16 protein-coding genes are annotated in these 20,128 nt (G+C 46.3%); 5 read left to right on the top strand and 11 right to left on the bottom strand.

Annotation, left to right across the window (positions count from 1 at the left end; all coding sequences use genetic code 11):
* Positions 1-35: 35 nt before the first annotated feature.
* The 4 genes from QUB64_RS22350 to QUB64_RS22335 form a co-directional block, all read right to left on the bottom strand.
* The gene (locus tag QUB64_RS22350) at positions 36-3,044 is read right to left on the bottom strand and encodes a peptidase domain-containing ABC transporter (RefSeq protein ID WP_333272931.1); all 3,009 of its coding nucleotides are present in this window, start codon (positions 3,042-3,044) and stop codon (positions 36-38) included.
* A gap of 132 nt (positions 3,045-3,176) precedes the next feature.
* Positions 3,177-3,926: a peptidylprolyl isomerase gene (locus QUB64_RS22345; RefSeq protein WP_333272929.1), complete on the bottom strand. Its 750-nt coding sequence runs from the start codon at positions 3,924-3,926 to the stop codon at positions 3,177-3,179.
* 125 nt (positions 3,927-4,051) lie between these two features.
* Positions 4,052-7,924: a glycosyltransferase gene (locus QUB64_RS22340; RefSeq protein WP_333272926.1), complete on the bottom strand. Its 3,873-nt coding sequence runs from the start codon at positions 7,922-7,924 to the stop codon at positions 4,052-4,054.
* A 163-nt stretch (positions 7,925-8,087) separates the two neighbouring features.
* Positions 8,088-8,243, bottom strand: coding sequence for a hypothetical protein (locus QUB64_RS22335; protein ID WP_333394207.1), 156 nt, complete (start codon positions 8,241-8,243; stop codon positions 8,088-8,090).
* Between the two features lie 50 nt (positions 8,244-8,293).
* On the opposite strand from QUB64_RS22335, the gene QUB64_RS22330 reads away from it, so the two are divergent.
* Both QUB64_RS22330 and QUB64_RS22325 read left to right on the top strand, forming a co-directional pair.
* Positions 8,294-9,967, top strand: coding sequence for a methyltransferase domain-containing protein (locus QUB64_RS22330; protein WP_333272923.1), 1,674 nt, complete (start codon positions 8,294-8,296; stop codon positions 9,965-9,967).
* A 376-nt stretch (positions 9,968-10,343) separates the two neighbouring features.
* Entirely contained in the window at positions 10,344-11,213 is an 870-nt protein-coding gene (locus QUB64_RS22325; RefSeq protein WP_333272919.1) for a calcium-binding protein, read from the top strand.
* Between the two features lie 131 nt (positions 11,214-11,344).
* Here the strand turns inward: QUB64_RS22325 and QUB64_RS22320 are convergent, their stop codons facing one another.
* The 3 genes from QUB64_RS22320 to QUB64_RS22310 all read right to left on the bottom strand — a co-directional run bounded on the left by QUB64_RS22320 (position 11,345) and on the right by QUB64_RS22310 (position 13,448).
* Complete coding sequence (locus QUB64_RS22320; RefSeq protein ID WP_333272916.1) at positions 11,345-12,148, bottom strand: MOSC domain-containing protein; 804 nt, start codon at positions 12,146-12,148, stop codon at positions 11,345-11,347.
* A 117-nt stretch (positions 12,149-12,265) separates the two neighbouring features.
* On the bottom strand, positions 12,266-12,565 hold the full coding sequence (locus QUB64_RS22315; protein ID WP_333272914.1) for a putative quinol monooxygenase: 300 nt from the start codon (positions 12,563-12,565) through the stop codon (positions 12,266-12,268).
* A 205-nt stretch (positions 12,566-12,770) separates the two neighbouring features.
* A complete protein-coding gene (locus QUB64_RS22310) occupies positions 12,771-13,448 on the bottom strand; it encodes a hypothetical protein (RefSeq protein WP_333272912.1) in 678 nt (225 codons plus the stop codon).
* 300 nt (positions 13,449-13,748) lie between these two features.
* On the opposite strand from QUB64_RS22310, the gene QUB64_RS22305 reads away from it, so the two are divergent.
* A complete protein-coding gene (locus tag QUB64_RS22305) occupies positions 13,749-14,228 on the top strand; it encodes a hypothetical protein (RefSeq protein WP_333272910.1) in 480 nt (159 codons plus the stop codon).
* Positions 14,229-14,414: 186 nt separating this feature from the next.
* On the opposite strand, the gene QUB64_RS22300 is transcribed toward QUB64_RS22305, so the two are convergent.
* Positions 14,415-14,918, bottom strand: a complete 504-nt coding sequence (locus QUB64_RS22300) for a hypothetical protein (protein ID WP_333272907.1) — start codon at positions 14,916-14,918, stop codon at positions 14,415-14,417.
* Positions 14,919-15,363: 445 nt separating this feature from the next.
* Between QUB64_RS22300 and aroA the strand changes: the two genes are divergently transcribed.
* The gene (aroA, locus tag QUB64_RS22295; protein ID WP_333272904.1) at positions 15,364-16,719 is read left to right on the top strand and encodes a 3-phosphoshikimate 1-carboxyvinyltransferase; all 1,356 of its coding nucleotides are present in this window, start codon (positions 15,364-15,366) and stop codon (positions 16,717-16,719) included.
* A 96-nt stretch (positions 16,720-16,815) separates the two neighbouring features.
* Here aroA and QUB64_RS22290 read toward each other — a convergent pair whose 3' ends face one another.
* The 3 genes from QUB64_RS22290 to QUB64_RS22280 all read right to left on the bottom strand — a co-directional run bounded on the left by QUB64_RS22290 (position 16,816) and on the right by QUB64_RS22280 (position 18,690).
* Entirely contained in the window at positions 16,816-16,986 is a 171-nt protein-coding gene (locus QUB64_RS22290; protein ID WP_333272902.1) for a hypothetical protein, read from the bottom strand.
* Positions 16,987-17,054: 68 nt separating this feature from the next.
* Positions 17,055-17,492 carry a CAAD domain-containing protein gene (locus QUB64_RS22285; RefSeq protein WP_333272900.1) on the bottom strand — a complete coding sequence of 146 codons (438 nt, stop codon included), beginning with the start codon at positions 17,490-17,492 and terminating at the stop codon, positions 17,055-17,057.
* Positions 17,493-17,685: 193 nt separating this feature from the next.
* Positions 17,686-18,690 (bottom strand): 2-hydroxyacid dehydrogenase, encoded by a 1,005-nt coding sequence (locus QUB64_RS22280; protein WP_333272897.1) that lies wholly within the window; start codon positions 18,688-18,690, stop codon positions 17,686-17,688.
* A 244-nt stretch (positions 18,691-18,934) separates the two neighbouring features.
* On the opposite strand from QUB64_RS22280, the gene QUB64_RS22275 reads away from it, so the two are divergent.
* Positions 18,935-19,816: an ion transporter gene (locus QUB64_RS22275; RefSeq protein WP_333272894.1), complete on the top strand. Its 882-nt coding sequence runs from the start codon at positions 18,935-18,937 to the stop codon at positions 19,814-19,816.
* Positions 19,817-20,128: the final 312 nt, after the last annotated feature.

The following is a 20,128-nucleotide window of genomic DNA, read 5'->3' as shown; positions in this document are numbered from 1 at the left end:
TTAGTTTTCTCTTGTTAGTTGTGAGTTTTTAATTGTTAGGTATTCGATGACTCTTGTTGTTGGAATAGGCAGTAGTAACGCCCTTTGAGAGCCATTAATTCTTTATGAGTTCCGCGCTCGACTACAGAACCTTGATCCATCATAATAATTAGGTCGGCGTTTTGGATTGTAGTCAGGCGGTGAGTGATGAAAAACACCGTGCGGCCGGCGAACGCTTCTGCTAAGTTATTGCAAACTTGGCGTTCGGAATGGTAGTCCAGGGCGCTTGTAGCTTCGTCCAAAATCAGCAGTTTCGGGTTTTGCAAAATCGTCCGGGCGATCGCCAAACGCTGCCGTTGACCCCCAGAAAGTGAAGATCCCCGCTCTCCCACCACCGTATTGTAACCAGCGGGCAAGCCCATGATAAAATCGTGAGCTACGGCTAATTTCGCAGCTCGCACAATCTCATCCGTACTGGCATCGGGATTGCTCAGAGCAATATTTTCTTGGACAGTACAGTTAAACAGCAAAGTATCTTGCAGCACCACGCCAAGCTGGCTGCGCAGCGAGTAAAGTTCGACCTTAGCAATGTCATAGCCGTCAATAAAAATCCGGCCCGACAGCGGCGCATAAAGACGCTGCAACAGCTTCATCGCCGTACTCTTACCGGAACCGCTTCCCCCCACAATTCCCACAAAACTGCCCTGGGGAAATTCCAAGTTCACATTCGCCAATTGCAGCGCGCCGCTCTCCAGGAATCGGAAGGAAACCTCCTCATAACTAACCTGCCCTTGAATTGCCGGCAGCGGGATGTTGCTCCTATCTTCCTCGCTAGTTTCCGTCGGCTTATCGACGATATCCTTAAGCATATCGATCGACATCGAGACTTCTTGGAAACTCTGCCACACGCTCACAAACCTGAGCAGCGAACCCGTCACGTTACCGGAAATAATTCGGAAAGCAATCAACTGACCCAAAGTAATGTCATTTTTCAGTACCAAATAAGCTCCCACCCACAACTGAGCTAAGTTGCCCACCTGGTTTAAAAAGCTGCTAATCGTACCTGCCGTAGTCCCCGTTAGAATTGTTTTAAAACTAGCTGTAATATATTTTGCGTAGCGGCTCGACCACTCCCAGCGGGATTTCAATTCAATATTTTGAGCCTTAACAGTTTGAATTCCGCTGACTACTTCGACTAGATAAGATTGAGAGTCAGCAAAACGCATATTTCTTTGTTTGATCAGGCGCAGCACCAGCGGATTTATCAGAACAATCATCAGGGCCAGTATCGGTACGACTGCCAAAGATACGAAGGTTAGCTGCACGCTGTAGGAGAGCATAACGGCAACGTAAACGACCGAAAATACTGCATCGAGAACCACTGTCAGAGCTGTACTCGTCATGAATTCCCGAATCTGGCCCATCATGCTGAATTTGTAAACCAGATCTCCCACGCGCCGATTGTCAAAGTAATTCTGGGGCAGCCGGAGCAAGTGGTCGATTATCTCCGCACTCAATTTGACATCGATGCGGTTGGAAGTATCTACAAACAAGAAGGTGCGCAAACCGTTGAGCAGTCCTTCAAACAGGGCGACACCTAACAGAAACGCACCCAAAATATCCAAGGTGTCGATGCTGCGCTGACCCAATACTTTATCAATAATTACTTGGCTGATTAATGGGTTAGCCAGACCGAATAGCTGCACAAAAAACGAGGCGAGCAACACTTCAACAAATACTGTTTTGTGTTCCATCAGCGCCGGCACAAACCACCAGAAGCTGAACTGCTCTTTTTGTTCGACTTGCGGGGCTTGCAGCAGCAGGACTTCTCCTGCTTCTCCCCAAATTTCTCTAAAATCAGGTACCCGCTTCCGCATCAGCCCCTTTTCTGGGCTAGCTAGCACCAATTCTTGCTCGGTGATGCTGTAAACAATGGCAAAGCTATCTTCCCATTTAATCATTAGGGGAGCTTTGATGCGGTTGATGGCTTCTGCTGGCACTTGTGCCAATTGGGGAGTCAGGCCGATGCTTTGGGCGATCGCACCGCAGGCTTGCAGATTGATAATACCAGCGGTTTTTAACTGATTTTCTAGAACTTTGCGGATGATCTCCCGACGAAATTTGATACCGAAATACTTGCTCAACATTTGGAAGCAAGCTAGCGGGGCATCTATTGCCCCTTTGGCGCGGAAAACTGGATATCTCCCCCCATCCTTTGGTTGGTCGGTTGCGGGTTCTGGGGGACGATCTGTGGCGGGCTTAATATCGAGGAATTTTCCACCGGGCGGCTTCAGCACAGAGACAGCAGGAGCTGTCGTGCCATTTAATGAATCTGGCTCGGGTTGGGGTTCTGGGGGTTCCCGGAAGCCGACCAAGCGGGCGCCAGCGGGGCCTTCTACTTTTAAGGATTTGGCTGCGTTTTCGACAGAAAAGCGGCTGCCGGTGGGAAACTCGCCCAAGACACCGCTGCTGACGAGCCAAACTCGATCGGCATCTAGCTCTTTAGCGAGGTCTTGAGTTTTTTTGTTACCCTTTGGGACGTTGACAACTGTCGCGTCTTGCCAAGCTTGCAGGGTGAGTTCCTTGAGATTCGATGTACCGTCGGCTTGGCGCTGCAATTCCAGGCTCAACAGTTCAAACACTTCGCTCAAGGAACTGTGAGCGCGAAAAGCTTCTCCAAATGTCGGCTGTTTTTCCAGTACGCTCAGGAAATCTTCAGCAGGTAGGACGATCGCAATTACATCTGTAGAGGCGATCGCCGTTTCGCAGGGAACTCCCCTGAGCAAACCCGCCCAGCCGAGAATTTCCTGCGACTGCACCAAGCGCAAACTGACGTGGCGCTGCGATCGTTGGTCAAAGCCCAGCAGCCGGGCCTGACCTTGATAGATAATTGCCACCTGAGTCGGCATTTTTTCCCGTTCAAACAGGGGTTGCCCCGTCCGGTAGCCAAGGAGCTGGCATTTAGCCACCAAGGCCGTCAGAGCCTCTCCTGAGAGCCGGTCAAAGGGAGGTGTTTGAGCTAAGAAATCCTGAATTTGGGAGAGGGAAACAGCGGAAGAAGTCATCCGATTTTAGATTTTAGATTAAAGATTTTAGAATTGAATCCACAGATGAATCCCGAGGCTTTTTGTCAGGATGCTACACTTTTTAAAGTCTCCACGGGTAAATCCGGGGGCCCCTGACAAAATTGCTTTTGGTCATGATATTGAAGACACGGAAGAAAGGGGCTGTAGCGGGCCAATTTGCGATATTTGTTCGGCGAGCCAGCTTTCAAAGAGTTCGTTAATCAGGTGCAGCCGCATCGATTCGTCGAGCTGGGCCGGCATGAACTTTTCTAGTCGAATAATTACCATCCATTCTGCCAGAGGACGCGGCGTCCAAAGTTGATTCGGCTGGCTGACGGACAAAAGTTTGCTGATTGCTGGGTGAGGCTGCGAGAGGGGGACTGGGCCCAACAAGCCACCGGACTTGGACTCGGGCCCTTCGGAGAAGTCGCGGGCTACTTCAGCAAAGGTTTGTTCCCCTTCGAGGATGCGAAAGTAAAGTTCGTTGGCCAGTGCTGGATTTTTGGTGCGCACCAGGGAATAGACTACGTGGTCTAGGCTGGCTTTGCGGGTTAAAAAATAATTATCTACTTTAGGTCTCCAAGTCGCTTGCTTAAATTTTTCGATCAGCAAGGGCCTGACGGCCATCTCTTGAAGTTCTTCTGCGGTCATATTTTGGCTGCGCAGCCAAGCTTCTCTGGCTTCGGGGGCTGTCAGTTGGTGCTGTACCAGAAAGTCAAGGACGGCGGATTTGCGTTCTTCGTCGCTGCAACTAAAAGATGCGATCGCTTGGTCGATGATTACACCCCGCAAGAATTGCGGCATCAACTGGTACCGCTTCAGGAGCGATGGCATATCCTGAGCTTGAAGTAATTTATCGCCTATTTGAAAAAGTCCTGTCATTTTTTTATCTCCAACTGACTTGCGCTTCCCCTTTTAATCTAGCTTTGGCAGGAAAAGAGCGACAACCACTAACCCCTCGATTTCCCGATGATAGCAGAGCGTTAGCAGGCTAACGCTATTGCTGCCTATTTCTTGACGCTTGGCATCCTGACGGGGTTCCTTTCAAATAGTTTGCCTATCTGATGGGAGTAAGCGCGGCCGTCAAGAAATTTGGGGCTCGCCACCATTGCTTGCTGGACTCGATCCCGATAGTGCCGGCGCAGTTCTGGGTTGGTTCCCAGTGCTGTACTCATCTCTAGATAAGAGTTCTCGCTATGTGCTACCAGTTCCGGAAGTTGTAGTTCTTCGAGAACTGCTGCTGCGAGGCGCGAATCGCGAGCTTTTTGCCCTTTTCTTGCCACTACAGGCAACCCGACTAACAGCGGTTCTGCTAAGGAGTAGGCACTGCTGTATAGATACGAGTCTAAATATATATCAGCCAATTTCAGACATTTTATGCAATCTGCGCGATTTGGTAGCGCCCTTATCACAACTACCCGCTTTTTGTCAATCCCAAATTCCCCGAAAGTCGATCGAATTTGGTTGTAAAAAGGCACCGTCAGATAGTTTTCGGCGCGGGAACGAAAGGGATACAAAACTAAAATAGAATTCGGTACGGCGGCAATAATTTTTGCCCAAGTTTCTCGCAATTCTGGGATAATTGTCAAAGCCGGAGCACAGGACATGAACACTACAGATTCATCGGTGGCTCCCCAACTGCTGCGAGTCGGTTCAACTGTGGCTGGTGCTGACTCTACAGGATAGCTGAAACAAACTCCCGAGCCTTCTAAAGTAATTAATTTTTCGCGCTCCTCTGCTGCTGCATCTGCGGGTAATGTCAAATCTCCGGCTATCAAATAATCGATATTGCGGGCTGCGGTGGTGGCGGGAGTTGATGCGGCGGTAGCCATTTGTACCCGCGCCAGTCGGTGCAAGCACAGCAGCGCGGTTGGTTGGGATGTGTCGGTGGTATTAGTGCAAATTAGCAGAATATCTAAATCGTGCGATCGAATTTCTTGAACTTGCTTCGGCAAATCTTCCGAAAGTTGCACCAGCTTGTCGGCGCAACTTTCGCAATATTTCCCCAGTTGCTCATCTTGTACCTGGAAATAATACACGATCGCTTCAAATTTGTCTCTATCTAAATATTCAAAAGTTGGAATTGCGGCAAAAGTCTCAAATTCAGCACTAATTTTATCGAGCAAAAAGCCGACTCTAATTTGAGTTCGTTCAGGTTCTCTCTCAGGAAAATCCCAGTCTATTTTAGAGCCGATATTTTTTAAGTGAAATTCCAGAATATCAGCTCGCTGGCTCAAGACATTGAGCAGATTTGCCTCGCTCAAATACAAAGCGTTAAAGCTAACACTTTGCGCAATAAAAGCCGCCAAATAACGCCAAACCTCCGCATCTGGAAAACGGGCGATATTATCAGCGACGTACTCGATTAGCTGCTGGAAATATTCACAGTACCTTTCAACCTCTCCCGTTTGTTGAAAGCAAGTCGGAGACTGAAATAGGAATTTCAGAAAATCGTCAAAAAACCATTGGGGAATCGCTGCATTTTTATACTCTAGCGGCAACTGATAAGCATCGCAGTACAGCATCGCTGCGAGGAGATACTGAATCCGATCCGTAATTTCCCCTCCTCCAGCAAGTTTCGAGGATAAATGCTGGACAAAACTTTGTTCTGACTCAGTTAAACTCTCATGTTTGAGGCTGCTATCTAGGAGCAAGTTATGAGCTTTCCCCGCTGCTTGCGAGTAAGCAGTTTCTAATTTTTCGGCGGCAAAATTCAGCCAATATTCAGCTAGCTGTTGGCGGTATTGACGCAGTTCCGCCAGAAGAGACTGGTTTGATGGCGATTTTTTGTACTGAGCAAGCAGTGCTGACAAATCAGATATCCTAGGCTGGGTTATTAATGCCAACTTTTGGCGGATTGTCTGTTTAATTTGTTGATTTAGGAAACTGTAATCAGAACTATTTAGTAGTTTTTTGTAAAATCTGACGAGATCTTTATGATTTTCCCCAGCCGCGAAGTTTTTCCAGGTTTGTTGCTCGGGATGAATCCGCAGTGACGACAGTTTTTCCTCTACAAATCCGATGTGATAATTCCCCATGATCCGCCACCACATATCTAAGTCTACATACTGAGACAATCCTGAATCAAATAATCCTATTTCTGCAAAAACTCTGGCGGTAATTAATACTGTGCTAGGTTCGCCAATTTTGTTGATGGGGTTGCTCAAACAGTTCCTATCTGCTAGCAATTCTTTTCCGGGCTGAATTGATTTTAAATTCGACCAACCTTTGTGCAAATCTTTGATTGATTGGGAAGCATTTCGCAAAATCGGGTGAGATTCATCTTCAGCGATGGTGATGCCGCGCGGCGAGAAAACCATACCTATTTGAGGGTTTTGTTGGGCGACGGCGACCATTTTATCTATACATTCGGGTGCGAGCAAGTCGTCTTGAAACAGAAATTTGATGTATTCACCTTTGGCTTGCTCGATGCAGAAGTTCCAGTTTTGCGATAAGCCGTAGTTGCGGTGCAGGATGATGCGGAAGTCGGCGGATGTTTGGGATTGGAAGGATTGGGCGATCGCAATTGTGCGGTCTGTGGAGCCGTCGTCTGATACAATCAGTTCTATATTAGGGTAAGTTTGGGCGATCGCGCTTTTGATTGTTTCCTCAATAAATGCCTCTCCGTTGTACGTCGGAATGCAGATGCTAACCAAAGGCTGCCAGCTTCGCAGTTCTACTCTAGATTGATTTTGTTGATTTGACTGTGCGAATCCATGCTTAATTTTAGCAGACTCTAATTTAGCGGTTCCTGACCAAGGCAAGTTTTGAAAGTTATCGGTAATCTCGGCAATATATTCGAGACGTTTTCTAATTTTACTACCTGTAATTTGCGGGTTGAGCAATGTCTGAATTTCCGCAGCAGCTATCGCTCCAATTTGTTGAGCTTCTTGGTAATTGTTGAAGACGTACCGCATTAAATCAGCAGCGTGTTCGACATCCGGTTGAGCCCAAACATTGCCTTTTTTGTAAGGCCCGCAATCTTGCTCGATTGGGATTAACTTATACTTGACTAAAAAGCTATTCCCCACATTCATAAATTCTGTATTTGATGAATAACCTGTGGCAATTACGGGTTTGCCGTAAAACATTGCCTCAGCCATTGTTAAGCCGAATCCTTCGCAGCGGTGCAGCGATACGTAACAGTCGCAATTGTAGAGCAAACCGTTAATTTGATCTTTGGACAAATACCCGTCTAGATGTTTGATGTTTGAAGATTCTGCCCGGGCAGAATTTAAGAGTTCTAAATCTTTAATATTTTTGTCTGAGTTGGAAGATTTGAGCAGCAACAATACGCTGTCATCTTCGCCGAAAGCTTGTTTAAATGCTTGAATTACCGCTAAAGTATTTTTGCGCTCGATGCGGCTGGAAAAGTCGAATACAAACAGGAAAATAAATTTATCTTTAGGTAAATCCAGTGCTTCTCTGCTGAGGGAAGGTGCGGGGAGAGCAATACTGGGCATGATTTTGATGACGGGAATTGGCGAGACTTGGGCAATTGCTTCGGCACAATAGTTGCTGTAAGTCCAGATTTCGTGAAAGTGATTAAATACTGGCTGCCATTCCGGGGGAAATGCAGGAAGTTCCCAGGCCCAAAAGCCGATATTGTATTTATTTTCAAAATAGTTGGAACCTCTATGTTTGATAAAGGTTGCAACTTCATCGGCGTTGACTTGAATTAAGTTGATCGGGTGGGGATTGTCTTGGCTAAATTTTTGATAGGTGGTGTCTTGTTTGCGGTGGGGACTGCGGGTGAAATTGTTGATAGCAAAGGGAATTTCGGCGGCTGATGCGGCTCTGATGTTGGCTCTGACTCCTTCTCCTATGCCAAATTCGCCGTTGATGTAGCCGGCGATATTAAGTCCTAAATTATAGTTCATAGTTTTTAATCTGTTGAGCAAATTGTGGTGTTAATTTTTGGTAAAATACCTAATTAATTGATAATCTCAATTGCGCTAAAGGAGGTAGGGGGTGAGACAAAGTTATAATTTTGCTCAATATTTGCTAACATATAGCAATGCTTGCAGGATTGGTGGACAAGATTTAAAGGAACCGCAGAGCACGCAGATCGCGCAGAGGAGCGAGAAGAGAGGGAAAAGAAATGTTGGTAACGCCAGAATTTGGTGCTTGACAATTGTGCCGATCGCCATTGTATACTGGCATCGCCATGCTAACCTTCGGCTGGTTGTCGGTCGGCATTGGTAGTTCAGTTTTATTTTACGATAAACTAATCAGGAATTTTAGGGAAAGTGATCGATCGCGTCAACCACGACCTCTTGAAGCTGCTACCGCCGGATGCTAAAGTCATTGTGGAAATTGGCTGCGGTACGGGTTCTAGGGGCGAACAGTACAAGCCGATCAATCCCCACTGTCAGTATATTGGCATTGAATGCGATCGCGAAAAAGCGAAAATTGCAGTCGATCGGCTAAACTGGGTGGCGGTAGCCGATATTGAAGAAATTGCGATCGACAGTCTCGACATCGCCCCCGGAAGCGTCGATTGCTTGATTTTTGGCGACTTGCTCCCCTATCTCAAAAACCCTTGGGATGTCCTCAAGCAGTATAGTGCTTTGCTCAGCCCGGAGGGGCAAATTTTCGCGACAATTCCCAACGTTCAATACTGGCGGCGAATTGTCAATCTGTTGCGGGGACATTGGGAAAATCCCGACAGCAAGATGCAGCACTGGTTTACTCTAGAAAGTATTAAATCATTATTTGCTGAAGCCGGATTGCAGGTTTACGAATTGCAAGGGAAGGGACACAAAACTGAAAATTTTGCCCACTTCCAGCAATTGCTGCATCCCATGGTAAAAGCCTTAGAACTCAAATCCAGCGATTTTGCTACGGAAACGGGTGCTGAACATTATATCGTGCGATCGACCAAATCGACCGTACCGCCCCGCAGATTGCTGATCCAAACCATTATTATGGCTCCTACTGGGTGCGATCGCGTGCGAGTTTTGGAACCCGACAAATTTAGCGCCACAATTCCCGGTGTACGCACTGTATCCGCCGTGAAATCAGCAGAATTAATTCCCCCGCTACCTGGAGAAGAAAAAGTCTTCATCTGGCAGCGGACAATCATGCAATATCCCGCCTACATTCCCAAACTCAAAGAACTGCTACAACAAGACTATTTAATAGTAGCAGAAATTGACGACAATCCCATCCGCCGCCGCGAATACGCAGACAATAATTACCTCAGCTATCGCGGCTGTCACTGCGTTCAAACTACAACTGAACCGCTAGCCATAATTTTGCGGCACTACAATCATAATGTTGCCGTATTTCCCAATCAACTAGCCTATCTACCTCCGCCGCGAATCTATCCAGCAGAAGCTACAGTCACGATATTTTTTGGTGCGCTCAACCGCGAAAAAGATTGGCAGCCGATTATGGCAGCGCTCAATCGAGTTTTAGTCGCACACAAACACCGAATTCGAGTTAAAGTCATCCACGATCGGCGATTTTTTGAATCCTTGGAAATAAAGCAAAAGGAATTTGAACCATTTTGCAGTTACGAACGGTATCAAGAAATCATGTACAGTTGCGAGATCGCTCTGCTGCCGCTCGTTTCCAATCCGGTTAACGAAATGAAATCTGACTTGAAATTCATTGAATGTGCGGCGCGGGGAGTTGCGGTTTTGGCAAGTCCTACTGTGTACGAACATTCGATTGTCGAAGGTGAAACCGGATTGATTTACAAACATGAAAAAGAGTTTGAAACTAAGCTGAATTCGCTAATTTCCGACACTTCTATGCGCCAAGAAATAGCCGCGAATGCTTACGAATGGGTGCGCGACAATCGCTTGCTGTGCGGGCACTACCGCCAGCGGCGAGATTGGTACTTGCAAATGCGGGACGAGTTGCCACGTTTAAATGCTGAGTTGCGATCGCGATTGCCGGAGTTGTTTACCGACTGAATGGGGTAAAATTTATTGAGGTTATTGTGCAATACGCTTGGGATCGGATAAGACGGCGGTTGAAACCGCTGCTATACAAACGATGTCCGCGGAGGCGGACCCAAGAGAATAACGTAATTTTCAACATCTCGTCTTCAACCTGCACTCCTCAGGTTTTGTCTGTATAGACGCGGTTTCAACCGCCGGGTATTAAGACGGCGGTTGAAACCGCTGCTATACAAACGATGTCCGAGCGAGCGAGGGACCCAAGAGAAAAACGTAATTTTAACTACCCGGTCTTCAACCTGCACTCCTCAGGTTTTGTCTGTATAGACGCGGTTTCAACCGCCCGGTATTCTGTTTTATTGTTGAATTTTTTAATTGTTAATCCACACAAATGCGAATCCTATTCACTATTGCTCACTTCTACAATCCCAGCGGCGACGGGAAACACGCTTCCCAACGAAACGATCCGCAACCGCGAATCAATGCTTTAACTGCTTGCGTGACTTCGCTGCAAGCTTTGTATGGCAAATCTCAGTGCATGATTGACATTGCCGAATGTGCAACTATCCCAGCAAATAAATCTCAAAAGCACGAAATTGATATAGTTATTTGCACTACTCAAGGCTATCATCTTTTGCCTCAACTGCCAGTGCAGCCGAGGTCTTTTATGCACCACGCTACCAAATGCGAGCCTCTGCTGTTGGGGTTTGAGTGTCAAGCTGTTTTGCGATCGTGTATTGACAAATACGATTATTTGTGTTACTTGGAAGATGATTTAATTCTACACGATCCGTGGTTTTTTAGTAAATTAAATTGGTTTACACATCACGGTGGAAATGGAAATGTGCTGCAACCGAATCGTTATGAAGTATCGCCTCAAGGGGCTGTTTTTAAAGCATATATTGATGGTGATTTAGTGCCAAGTGCTACTGCTAAGTTTCAAAATGTGGAGGAGCAGCCGCAGTTAGTGGGGAAAATTATGGAACAACCAATCTCTTTTGAGCGGTCTTTGAATCCTCATTCCGGCTGCTATTTTTTGAATGCGGAACAGATGGCTCACTGGGCTAAGCAGTCTCATTTTTTGGACAGGGATACTAGCTTTGTTGGCCCGCTGGAAAGTGCGGCGACTTTGGGAATTATGCGGACTTTTAGAGTTTATAAGCCTACTCCTGCTTATGCTAATTTTTTGGAAATTCAACATTTTGGAGCTAGTTTTCTGAAGTTGATTGGTAATAAGGTGAGGATTTCTGAGGAAGGATAATATTAAGTTTGTAGTGAGGACTCCCTTCCGCATTCAAGAAGGACTAAAGTCCTCACTACGAACGAAAAGAGGTTTGTAGTGAGGACTCCCTTCCGCATTTATGAAGGACTAAAGTCCTCACTACAAACGAATTAGGAATTTAAACTATCGCCGATTTTAACTGTGCCGCTGTTGATGATTTTGGCTAAAACTCCTGTTTGTGCGTGACCGAATTCTTGTTGTAGTAAACTGAGTAGGGGAATATCTCGATCGCCCGTTTGTGGATTTACTTCTATGTTGACACAGCGACCAATTCGTGCTGTTACTTCGATCAGCGCCGTACCTAATTGAAACTGTTGTCCGACTAACTCAAATTCCGACCAAGCTGAAACGCCCTCTAGCACAATATTTGGGCGAAATCTGCCCGCGTCTATATTTTGCTGGGCGACTTCGGTTAATCGATCGAGTGTAGCTTGACTCACCAGAGAAATATGTACCGGTGCTCGATCGGGATAACGAGTTTCCCCACTAATGTTACCGACTAATCGCAAAGGTGCAAGCTGCGGGTGTTTAGCTTCTTTTGTGGGCTCAATTGTGGCTAGATAGTCGGTAAAAAAGGTGCTGATGCGATCGCGCCCCGCTGTTGTGTTCGTTTCTGCCGATAATAAAGCAACTCCTTGACGCTTGACGATTAAAACAGCCGTTTCCGGCTGATAATGGCATTCCAAAGCCGCTAGCAGAGGCCAATCGTTTTGAACCGCCAAATATTTTTTACTAATCCAAGACGCCCTATCTGCGGGCATCTTTGCACCTTCAAGATAATCTGTAAACAGCAGTGCAAAAGCGCGATCGCCCTTAATACCATGTCCGGCTGTTAAAGCAAACTCCGACATTGCTTGCGGTGTCAGCCCTTTAATTGGGTAAGTAAATAACTGTTTTATGGTTGCTAATGTCATATAAATTTCCTAATTTCCTACAATTTCAACTCTCACTCTTGTCCCCCCTTATTAAGGGGGGTTAGGGGGGATCAAAGATGTATCGCAGACATTAATTCAATTGAACCTCAAACCCAATCAAGCTAGCAATTCATAGCGGCGAATATCTGGAGGTGCAACTGCTAAACCTTCTAATTTCTGCACGCCGGCTTGAATGTGAGTTGAACCCAGATGTTGTTCTAGTAAAGCTGCACTTTCCCACTCTTCAACGAAGGTAAAATCTGTAGGATCTGCTTGATTTTGCAGGAGTTCGTATTTGATGCAGCCTTCTTCTTGGCGAGTTGGCTCGATAATGCTCAGCAGCAGAGATTTAAGTTCTGCTACTTTGTCGGGAAAGGCTACGAGGCGGGCGACTACTCGCAAGGTTGGTGTGGACATAGGAGAAAAAATGAACAGATATGGCGATCGAATTTACTGATTTATATCGTTAAACTCAATTTAACATGATTTTAGATCGTGTCGGTCACGAGCGCAATTAAATTGGTTTTATCGTTCGGACTTTAGTCCTCATAAAACTGAGAGGACTGAAGTCCGAACGATCAAACGTTGTTTCTTGGTATATTTTGGTGAATGCCGGAGGTTCTCAATCTTTGGGATAAAATCGCTTGTTGTCTGTAGAATATTCCCAGGCGATCGCCTCCGGGTCTTTTTCGCGGCTCCACTGAGCAAACTCCGGCTTAACTTTCCATTTCCCGATCGTACTTGCATGAACCTTGAACCTGCGAGAAAGTTCCGTTTGGGTAAAAGAAATTTTCGGCTTTTGAGGAGTCTTGGTTTGAGCGATCGGAAATAAATTTGGTTTTTTCTCTTGTGTTTTTTCCCGATTTGTGGGAGGCTCTTGAACAGCTACTGTGGCATTAGGTGTTTCGCTTTGAGTGACAGTTGGAGCTATTTGAAAATAATACAAAATTCCGCCTTCTTCCGTTACTTGAAAATCGGCGGCAAACTCAAGAGCTCGTTCGTCGAGATATTCTTTAACCTTTTCTCCGGGGAGTTTCGCATTCATCGCCAAATCCAAAGCCGTAACTCGCCCTTGATTTTCCTTGATCAACCTGTAGAAAACCGAGTCTAAATGAGCGAGTTTGTGTTTTTGCTGCTGCTGGTAGAGCTTGTAAGCCCAAGCAATGCCCGCTGTGGTGGCGATCGCCCAAAACATCGTTCCCGACTCGAAACTGGCAACCGCCGTCAAGCAAATAGGCAAAAGCAGGGTAAGATATCCCCAAATGCTGCCCTTCTGTAGGTTATTGCTGTTTTTGACCATAGTTCCTAAACAGGTACATAGTTTAGTTTACCAGAGCGTGTCTAAATGCTGGAGGAGTGTTTAGACAGTCGATCGGGCAATCGCTGACCCGCCCTAAAACGGATACAGCCCCTCGCAGGGCCTTGAGTGGTGATTCCCAAATTTTAGACCCAACGACCGGCTTTTCGGGCAACGCTTTTGTTGAAGAACCCAGATTCAATGCTGCAAGTCAATCTAAAATCGAAAAATGGAAAATCTAAAATCGACTGACACACTCTACTACAAAATCCCAGAATCTACTTTTTTTGCAACCGAGGATTCATGTACTTTTTTCGCAAACAGATTGCCATCTTGCTAATAGTTGTTGCTTGCTGTACGCTGACGATTAGTTGCAGCGAGAGCCGAGCTGTCCAGTGTACTAAATTTACTCAAATTGTCACCAAAGGCAACACTCTCATTGATATTAAGAAAGACAGCAACGATGCTGCAACGACCAAGAACTTAGCTAAAGACTTGAGCCAAACATCGAAACAACTTGAGGCTCTGCGAATCACAGATACAACCCTCAAAGAAATTCAGGGGCCGTCAGTTAAATCTTTCCGGGAAATGGGTCAAGCACTCGGCGACATAGGCAAAGCCCTTGAGGCAGGAAACCGGGCTCCTACAAGTATAGAAGGTCGAGAGCAAATCAAAACAGCTCAAGCAGATATTATCAGAGCCGGACAGCGGGCGAATCAAGCAGCCGCAAATCAAGACGCTTTGACTAGCAAACTGATTAATTATTGTAAGAGCGATCGCTAAGTAAGTCATCGCCAAAAAAACAATAGTATCTACAAGACCGTGGAAGATGTTATTGTTTTTTTGCCATTGCCTACTGAATAACAAATGACTGATGACTGATGACTGATGACTGATGACTGATGACTGATGACTGATGACTGATGACTGATGACTGATGACTGATGACGGCAGGACTACTGACCAAATTTAGTGATGAATTTCTAGATTCAAAATATAGGAACCGAGCTGTACTTTTTCCGACCACAACTCGTATTCTAACCGCAGGTGTTCCGGTTCCGGCTTTCCTGTCAGGGTCAAGTTGCGGGTGAAGTTCCGGAGCCGCAACTGTTCGGGAGTCGCCAGCGATTCGCCCTGAAGCCAATAACGGCTCAGGCCGTACATTCCGCGTTCCCAGCAGTGGCGGTAACTGTATTTGCCGTTTCCTTGCATGGTCATAATGACTCGATAGGGCGAAACTTCGAGCCAGAGCAACCGGGGTTTTGTGGTTGTGGGCAAAATAGCAACTTGCTCGGCAGATTCGTCGGATTCGTCGGCAAATTGGCGATCGAGTATTGCTGGTTCGTGCAACAACAAGTGAAAGCGATCGCGGTCTTTTTGATACAGCGTACCAGCGGTTTCAACAACTGACCACAAAGGTAAATCTGTGGATACCAGCGATAAACTTACAGGCTTGCGGTGATGCGTCAGCATAAATAAAAGTGTAGGAGTTATTGTGGTTCGGGTCGTTTGAGATTTGAGATTTTAGACTTTTGATTTTTGATTTTAGATGATCGGGGTTCCAAATTCCGGAGCTTTTGCTTAAAAAAATGCAAAATCTACAACTCACAATCGCACATATAAAATTATTCAGTCAAAAGTCAATCATCCGATCGATAACTGAGAGCTGAACCTGAAATCTCAGCAGATATACGGAGAGTAATTGTGAAATTAAGGTAAAATCCGTGCAGTTGCATCTGCTCTCCCCTGTCGCCGATCGCAGTTTCACCAAAGAATGGAACTGTAGGCTCGCGATCCAAACCCTTATGCAGTCTGTCATTCCCCAATCTCAAATCGAAAAATCTCAAATCTAAAATGGTATGACTTAGGACTGGGAAAAGGGTAGGATAGCTAACGCCGTCCCATCCTAGTCTATCTCATGCAAGCTGCCATTATAACTACTTCGCTTCAGAGCGAAAGTCAAACTTTAAGCATTCAAAAACCTGCCTCGGGCTTGTCGCTGCGAGGCAGGATTCGAGTTCCGGGCGATAAGTCGATTTCTCACCGAGCTTTGATGTTGGGTGCGATCGCCCGCGGTGAAACTACAATTGAGGGACTGCTGCTAGGAGAAGACCCCCGCAGCACTGCTAAATGTTTCTCGCTCCTGGGAGCCTCCGTTTCTGAACTCAACACAGAATTGGTGACAGTCAGGGGCGTCGGAATTGGCGAGTTACAGGAGCCTGTGGAAGTCTTGGACGCGGGTAATTCCGGCACGACGATGAGGTTGATGTTGGGAATTTTAGCCTCTCATCCGGCGCGTTTTTATGCGGTAACAGGTGACAGTTCTTTGCGATCGCGCCCCATGTCGCGCGTCATTAAACCGCTGCAACAAATGGGTGCACAAATTTGGGGCCGCAAGGGCAATTCTTTAGCTCCTTTAGGGATACTCGGACAGCAGTTAAAAGGGATTCACTACCATTCTCCGATCGCCTCAGCTCAAGTTAAATCTTGCATTTTGCTAGCCGGTTTGATGGCGGATGGAGAAACTACAGTCACCGAGCCCGCTCTGTCGCGGGATCACAGCGAGCGGATGCTGCGGGCGTTTGGAGCAAAATTAACCGTCGATCCAGAAACTTGTAGCGTCACAGTCAGTGGCCCAGCGCAACTGCAAGGACAGAATGTGATTGTACCGGGAGATATTAGTTCGGCGGCATTTTGGCTAGTTGCTGGGGCGATCGTCCCTGGTTCCGAGCTCGTAGTCGAAAATGTCGGCATCAACCCAACTCGTACAGGCATTTTGGAAGCTTTGGAGATGATGGGCGCCGACATTGAACTGCAAAATCAGCGAGAGGCGGCGGGGGAACCCGTAGCGGATATTTTGGTTCGCTGTTCCGGTCAATTGCGGGGATGCACCATTGCTGGCGACTTAATTCCCCGGCTGATTGACGAAATCCCGATTTTGGCAGTAGCCGCGGCCTTTGCATCGGGTACTACCATAATTCGAGATGCGGCCGAGTTGCGAGTCAAAGAGAGCGATCGGCTTGCTGTGACTGCTGCGGAACTCAACCGCATGGGAGCCCAAATTACCGAGTTACCCGACGGTTTAGAAATTACCGGGGGAACTCCTTTAACTGGCGCGGATGTTGACAGCTATACCGACCACAGAATAGCGATGAGTTTGGCGATCGCAGCCCTCAACGCCACAGGTGTTACCAACATTCACCGCGCCGAAGCCACTGCCATTTCCTACCCCGACTTTACCGCCACTTTGCAACAAGTTTGCCATCCTAATTGAGAGTTGGAGAGAATGGGAGAATGGGAGATGGGGAGAGTGGGAGCTGACGGGTGTAGGTTTTTTGGTAAAAGCCTTATCCCATAAGAGTTTGAGATTTTAATAAGCAAAAGCGTAAAACCTTTGCACAGTCGCTTGTTTGCTGGGTTTTGCCTGGGGAAAACCTGCACCTTTCAGGAGAGTGGCAGAGGGGGAGTGGGAGTGGGGGAGAATTGCCCAATTCCCAATTCTCAATTCCCAATTCCCAATTCCCATCTCCCCATCTCCCAATTCCCAATTCCCAATACTCTAAACATCCGTTACATCCGCTACAAAAGAAGCGGACGTACTTCCTTCATTTAAGAATCTTTGCCTACAACTTGTTCTTTTAAAGAATCAATTTCTGTTAACAACTCTTGGCGGGTAGAAGCATTTAGCAGATAGCGGTAAACAAACCAACCGGTATATCCCATGCCAATCAACTCAAAAAATGGAGCTACCAAAGGGACATCATTAAGAGCATCTAAAACTCCCAGCATTACCTTAATACTAATAGCACCTGCCAGGAATAAACCAACAGTTACTAAGGGCTTTTGGTATTCAGTAAAAAAATTGGAGGCATAGGCTGGAAGTTCCGACAAAATTGTGAGAACTTGGTCTTTAATATCTTGTAACTGGCTTGTCGGTGTTTCTGTGGTTGTCACTGTAGTCATCACCCCGGGCTTTTCCGTCACCACGTCTACTGTGACGACTTCAGTGACTGTTTGTGTGTCGTCAGAAAAGTTAGCTTGTGTCATTGGATACTTCCTCCGTTGTTAAGTAAAATTGCAGGCTTTGAGTTACTGCCAGTATAATTCTCCGGCAATTAGCACAGCATTCGCGCTGCCACTAATTGATGAGGCTAAGGCAGAGCTTCACAAATTGCAAGCAAAAATAACGATATGAATTGATTTTAAACAATTGCCACCGCTGCCCGATCGCTCTTTTGACTCATTTTTTCAATTCACCGAGGTCGATTTTATTGGAACAAGTGCGTCCTCGTTCAAAGTCGGTGATATTGGCGATCGTGGTTTCGGCGATATTTTGCAACGCCTCCTCGGTGAAAAAAGCTTGATGTCCGGTAATCAGGACGTTGGGGAAAGTCAGCAAGCGCTGAAATACGTCGTCTTGAATCACCTGATTTGACAAATCCTCAAAAAACAGATCCGTCTCTTGTTCGTAAACATCTAAGCCGAGGTAGCCAATTCTACCAGACTTCAGTCCTTTGGTAACAGCTTTAGTGTCAATCAACTGACCGCGACTGGTATTGATCAACATCATCCCCGGTTTCATTTGCCCGATCGCCTCTGCACCGATTAAATGATAAGTTTCTGGTATCAGCGGACAGTGGAGGCTGACAATATCAGAAGTGGCGAAGAGTTCCGGGAGTGCCACGTATTCCATCCCCAGGGCTACGCAATCCGGGTTTTGGGAAACATCGTATCCCAGCAGGCGGCACCCGAATCCGTGCAGAATTTTGGCAGTTAGTGCGCCTATTTTGCCAGTCCCGACGATGCCCACCGTTTTGTTGTGGAGGTCAAAACCCAACAAGCCGTCTAGGGCAAAATTGCCTTCGCGGACACGGTTGTATGCACGGTGGATTTTGCGGTTGAGAGACAAAATCATCGCGACTGCGTGTTCGGCGACGGCGTAGGGAGAATAAGCCGGAACTCGGAGAAGAGTTAAGCTTAAATCGCGGGCTGCTGCTAAATCGACGTGATTGAATCCGGCCGATCGCAGCGCCAGCAAGCGCACACCATTTTTGGCGATCGCGCTGAGGGTTTTTGCGTCCAAAGAGTCGTTAACGAACGCGCAGACAGCCGGAAATCCCGCAGATAAAACGCTGGTTTCCAGGTTCAGACGAGGTTCAAAAAACACCAACTCGTGTTTGTCGGCGTTGGCTGCTGTCAAAAAAGTGCGATCGTAAGATTTCGTGCTGAATACGGCTACCTTCATGATTTTTGCCTGCAAATCCAGTAATAGTTGGCAATTTCTTCCAGATTAACTCTAAATTTTAATACAATTCCATTGCCCCAAACCACCGAGTTTCCATGAGAAATATGGCGTTTCGCAACCATACCATCTCTGAAGCAACTAGATTTTTAGCCCTCCTCGCAAATACTGCTGACGTTTGCAAAAAAACTTCTTAAGCTATGGTAAAGCGTGAGCATTCATTGCTAATTGTTTAGGATAAAATCAGGTGCATAAACAACTCCGACCAATAATTCATGAAATCTTAGAAACCTCAGAAAGTAGCAATTTATACAGCCTTGTAGGTAACATTATTATCACTGGTTTGATTCTGATAAATGTTGCAGCTTTTATTGCTTCAACTTCCCCCAGCTTCTCCCAAGAACAAAAAAGCATTCTGGAAAACATCGAAATTGTTGCATCCTTAGTTTTTACAATAGAATATGCTTTGAGGCTGTGGGTATGTACAGTAGATCGCAGATATAGTCACCCGCTTTGGGGAAGATTGAGATATGGTCTGACACCACTAAGCCTCATAGATTTAGTCTCAATATTGCCCTTTTTTGCATTGCTATTATTTCCCCATTTAAGCTTCATCAATTTAATTCGTCTGTTGCGTTTATTACGGCTGCTCAAAATGAGTCGCTATTCACACTCAGTGCGAACTATGGGAGCAGTATTGTACGCAAAAAAAGAAGAGTTAATCGCCACGGCGTTTGCAGTTTTTATCCTGTTAATATTTGCCTCTAGCGTTATGTATTTTGTTGAACACGAAGCGCATCCCAAAGCTTTTGGAAGCATCCCCGATGCAATGTGGTGGGGAGTTGTGACATTAACTACTGTCGGCTACGGCGATATTTATCCGATCACTCCTTTAGGCAAATTTTTAGGAGCTATCTTAGCATTTTTGGGTATAGGAATTTTTGCACTGCCTGCGGGGATAATTGCTTCGGGTTTTGCCGAGGAAGTGCAAAGGAGAAAGCCGGAAAAAATGTCGATTAATTTAGACCAATCGGCTAATTATCAATCGGTACGAATGCCGGGGGAAGTCGAGGTTAGTTTTGAACAACATCAAAAGGATCTCGCACTTTATGTCGAAAGTTCAGCATAATTGATGCACATTTGCATCAATTCTGCTAAACAGAAGTTAGGAAGTCAGATTGAAAATGAACAAATCCTACGCGATGTAGCTATTCATCTGTACAACGATGCCGTGCGTAAGTTCGGTCTTTAATTACAGCTAAATGTCATATCATGTCCATTAAATTGCCTCCTAGTTCGTAGTGAGGACTCCCTTCCGCATTCATCCCAGGAATTGAGTCCTGACGACAAAGCAATGAATTCAGGTTCGTAGTGAGGACTCCCTTCCGCATTCATCCCAGGAATTGAGTCCTGACGACAAAGCAATGAATTCAGGTTCGTA

Source organism: Microcoleus sp. Aus8_D2 (assembly GCF_036702665.1).
Lineage (GTDB): Bacteria > Cyanobacteriota > Cyanobacteriia > Cyanobacteriales > Microcoleaceae > Microcoleus.
This window is presented reverse-complemented; position numbering and strand designations above follow the sequence as displayed.

Coding starts and splice junctions, on each gene's coding strand:
- QUB64_RS22350 (WP_333272931.1), bottom strand. CDS start 3,044: ATGACTTCTTCCGCTGTTTCCCTCTCCCAAATTCAGGATTTCTTAGCT.
- QUB64_RS22345 (WP_333272929.1), bottom strand. CDS start 3,926: ATGACAGGACTTTTTCAAATAGGCGATAAATTACTTCAAGCTCAGGAT.
- QUB64_RS22340 (WP_333272926.1), bottom strand. CDS start 7,924: ATGAACTATAATTTAGGACTTAATATCGCCGGCTACATCAACGGCGAA.
- QUB64_RS22335 (WP_333394207.1), bottom strand. CDS start 8,243: ATGCCGACCGACAACCAGCCGAAGGTTAGCATGGCGATGCCAGTATAC.
- QUB64_RS22325 (WP_333272919.1), top strand. CDS start 10,344: ATGCGAATCCTATTCACTATTGCTCACTTCTACAATCCCAGCGGCGAC.
- QUB64_RS22320 (WP_333272916.1), bottom strand. CDS start 12,148: ATGACATTAGCAACCATAAAACAGTTATTTACTTACCCAATTAAAGGG.
- QUB64_RS22315 (WP_333272914.1), bottom strand. CDS start 12,565: ATGTCCACACCAACCTTGCGAGTAGTCGCCCGCCTCGTAGCCTTTCCC.
- QUB64_RS22310 (WP_333272912.1), bottom strand. CDS start 13,448: ATGGTCAAAAACAGCAATAACCTACAGAAGGGCAGCATTTGGGGATAT.
- QUB64_RS22305 (WP_333272910.1), top strand. CDS start 13,749: ATGTACTTTTTTCGCAAACAGATTGCCATCTTGCTAATAGTTGTTGCT.
- QUB64_RS22300 (WP_333272907.1), bottom strand. CDS start 14,918: ATGCTGACGCATCACCGCAAGCCTGTAAGTTTATCGCTGGTATCCACA.
- aroA (WP_333272904.1), top strand. CDS start 15,364: ATGCAAGCTGCCATTATAACTACTTCGCTTCAGAGCGAAAGTCAAACT.
- QUB64_RS22285 (WP_333272900.1), bottom strand. CDS start 17,492: ATGACACAAGCTAACTTTTCTGACGACACACAAACAGTCACTGAAGTC.
- QUB64_RS22280 (WP_333272897.1), bottom strand. CDS start 18,690: ATGAAGGTAGCCGTATTCAGCACGAAATCTTACGATCGCACTTTTTTG.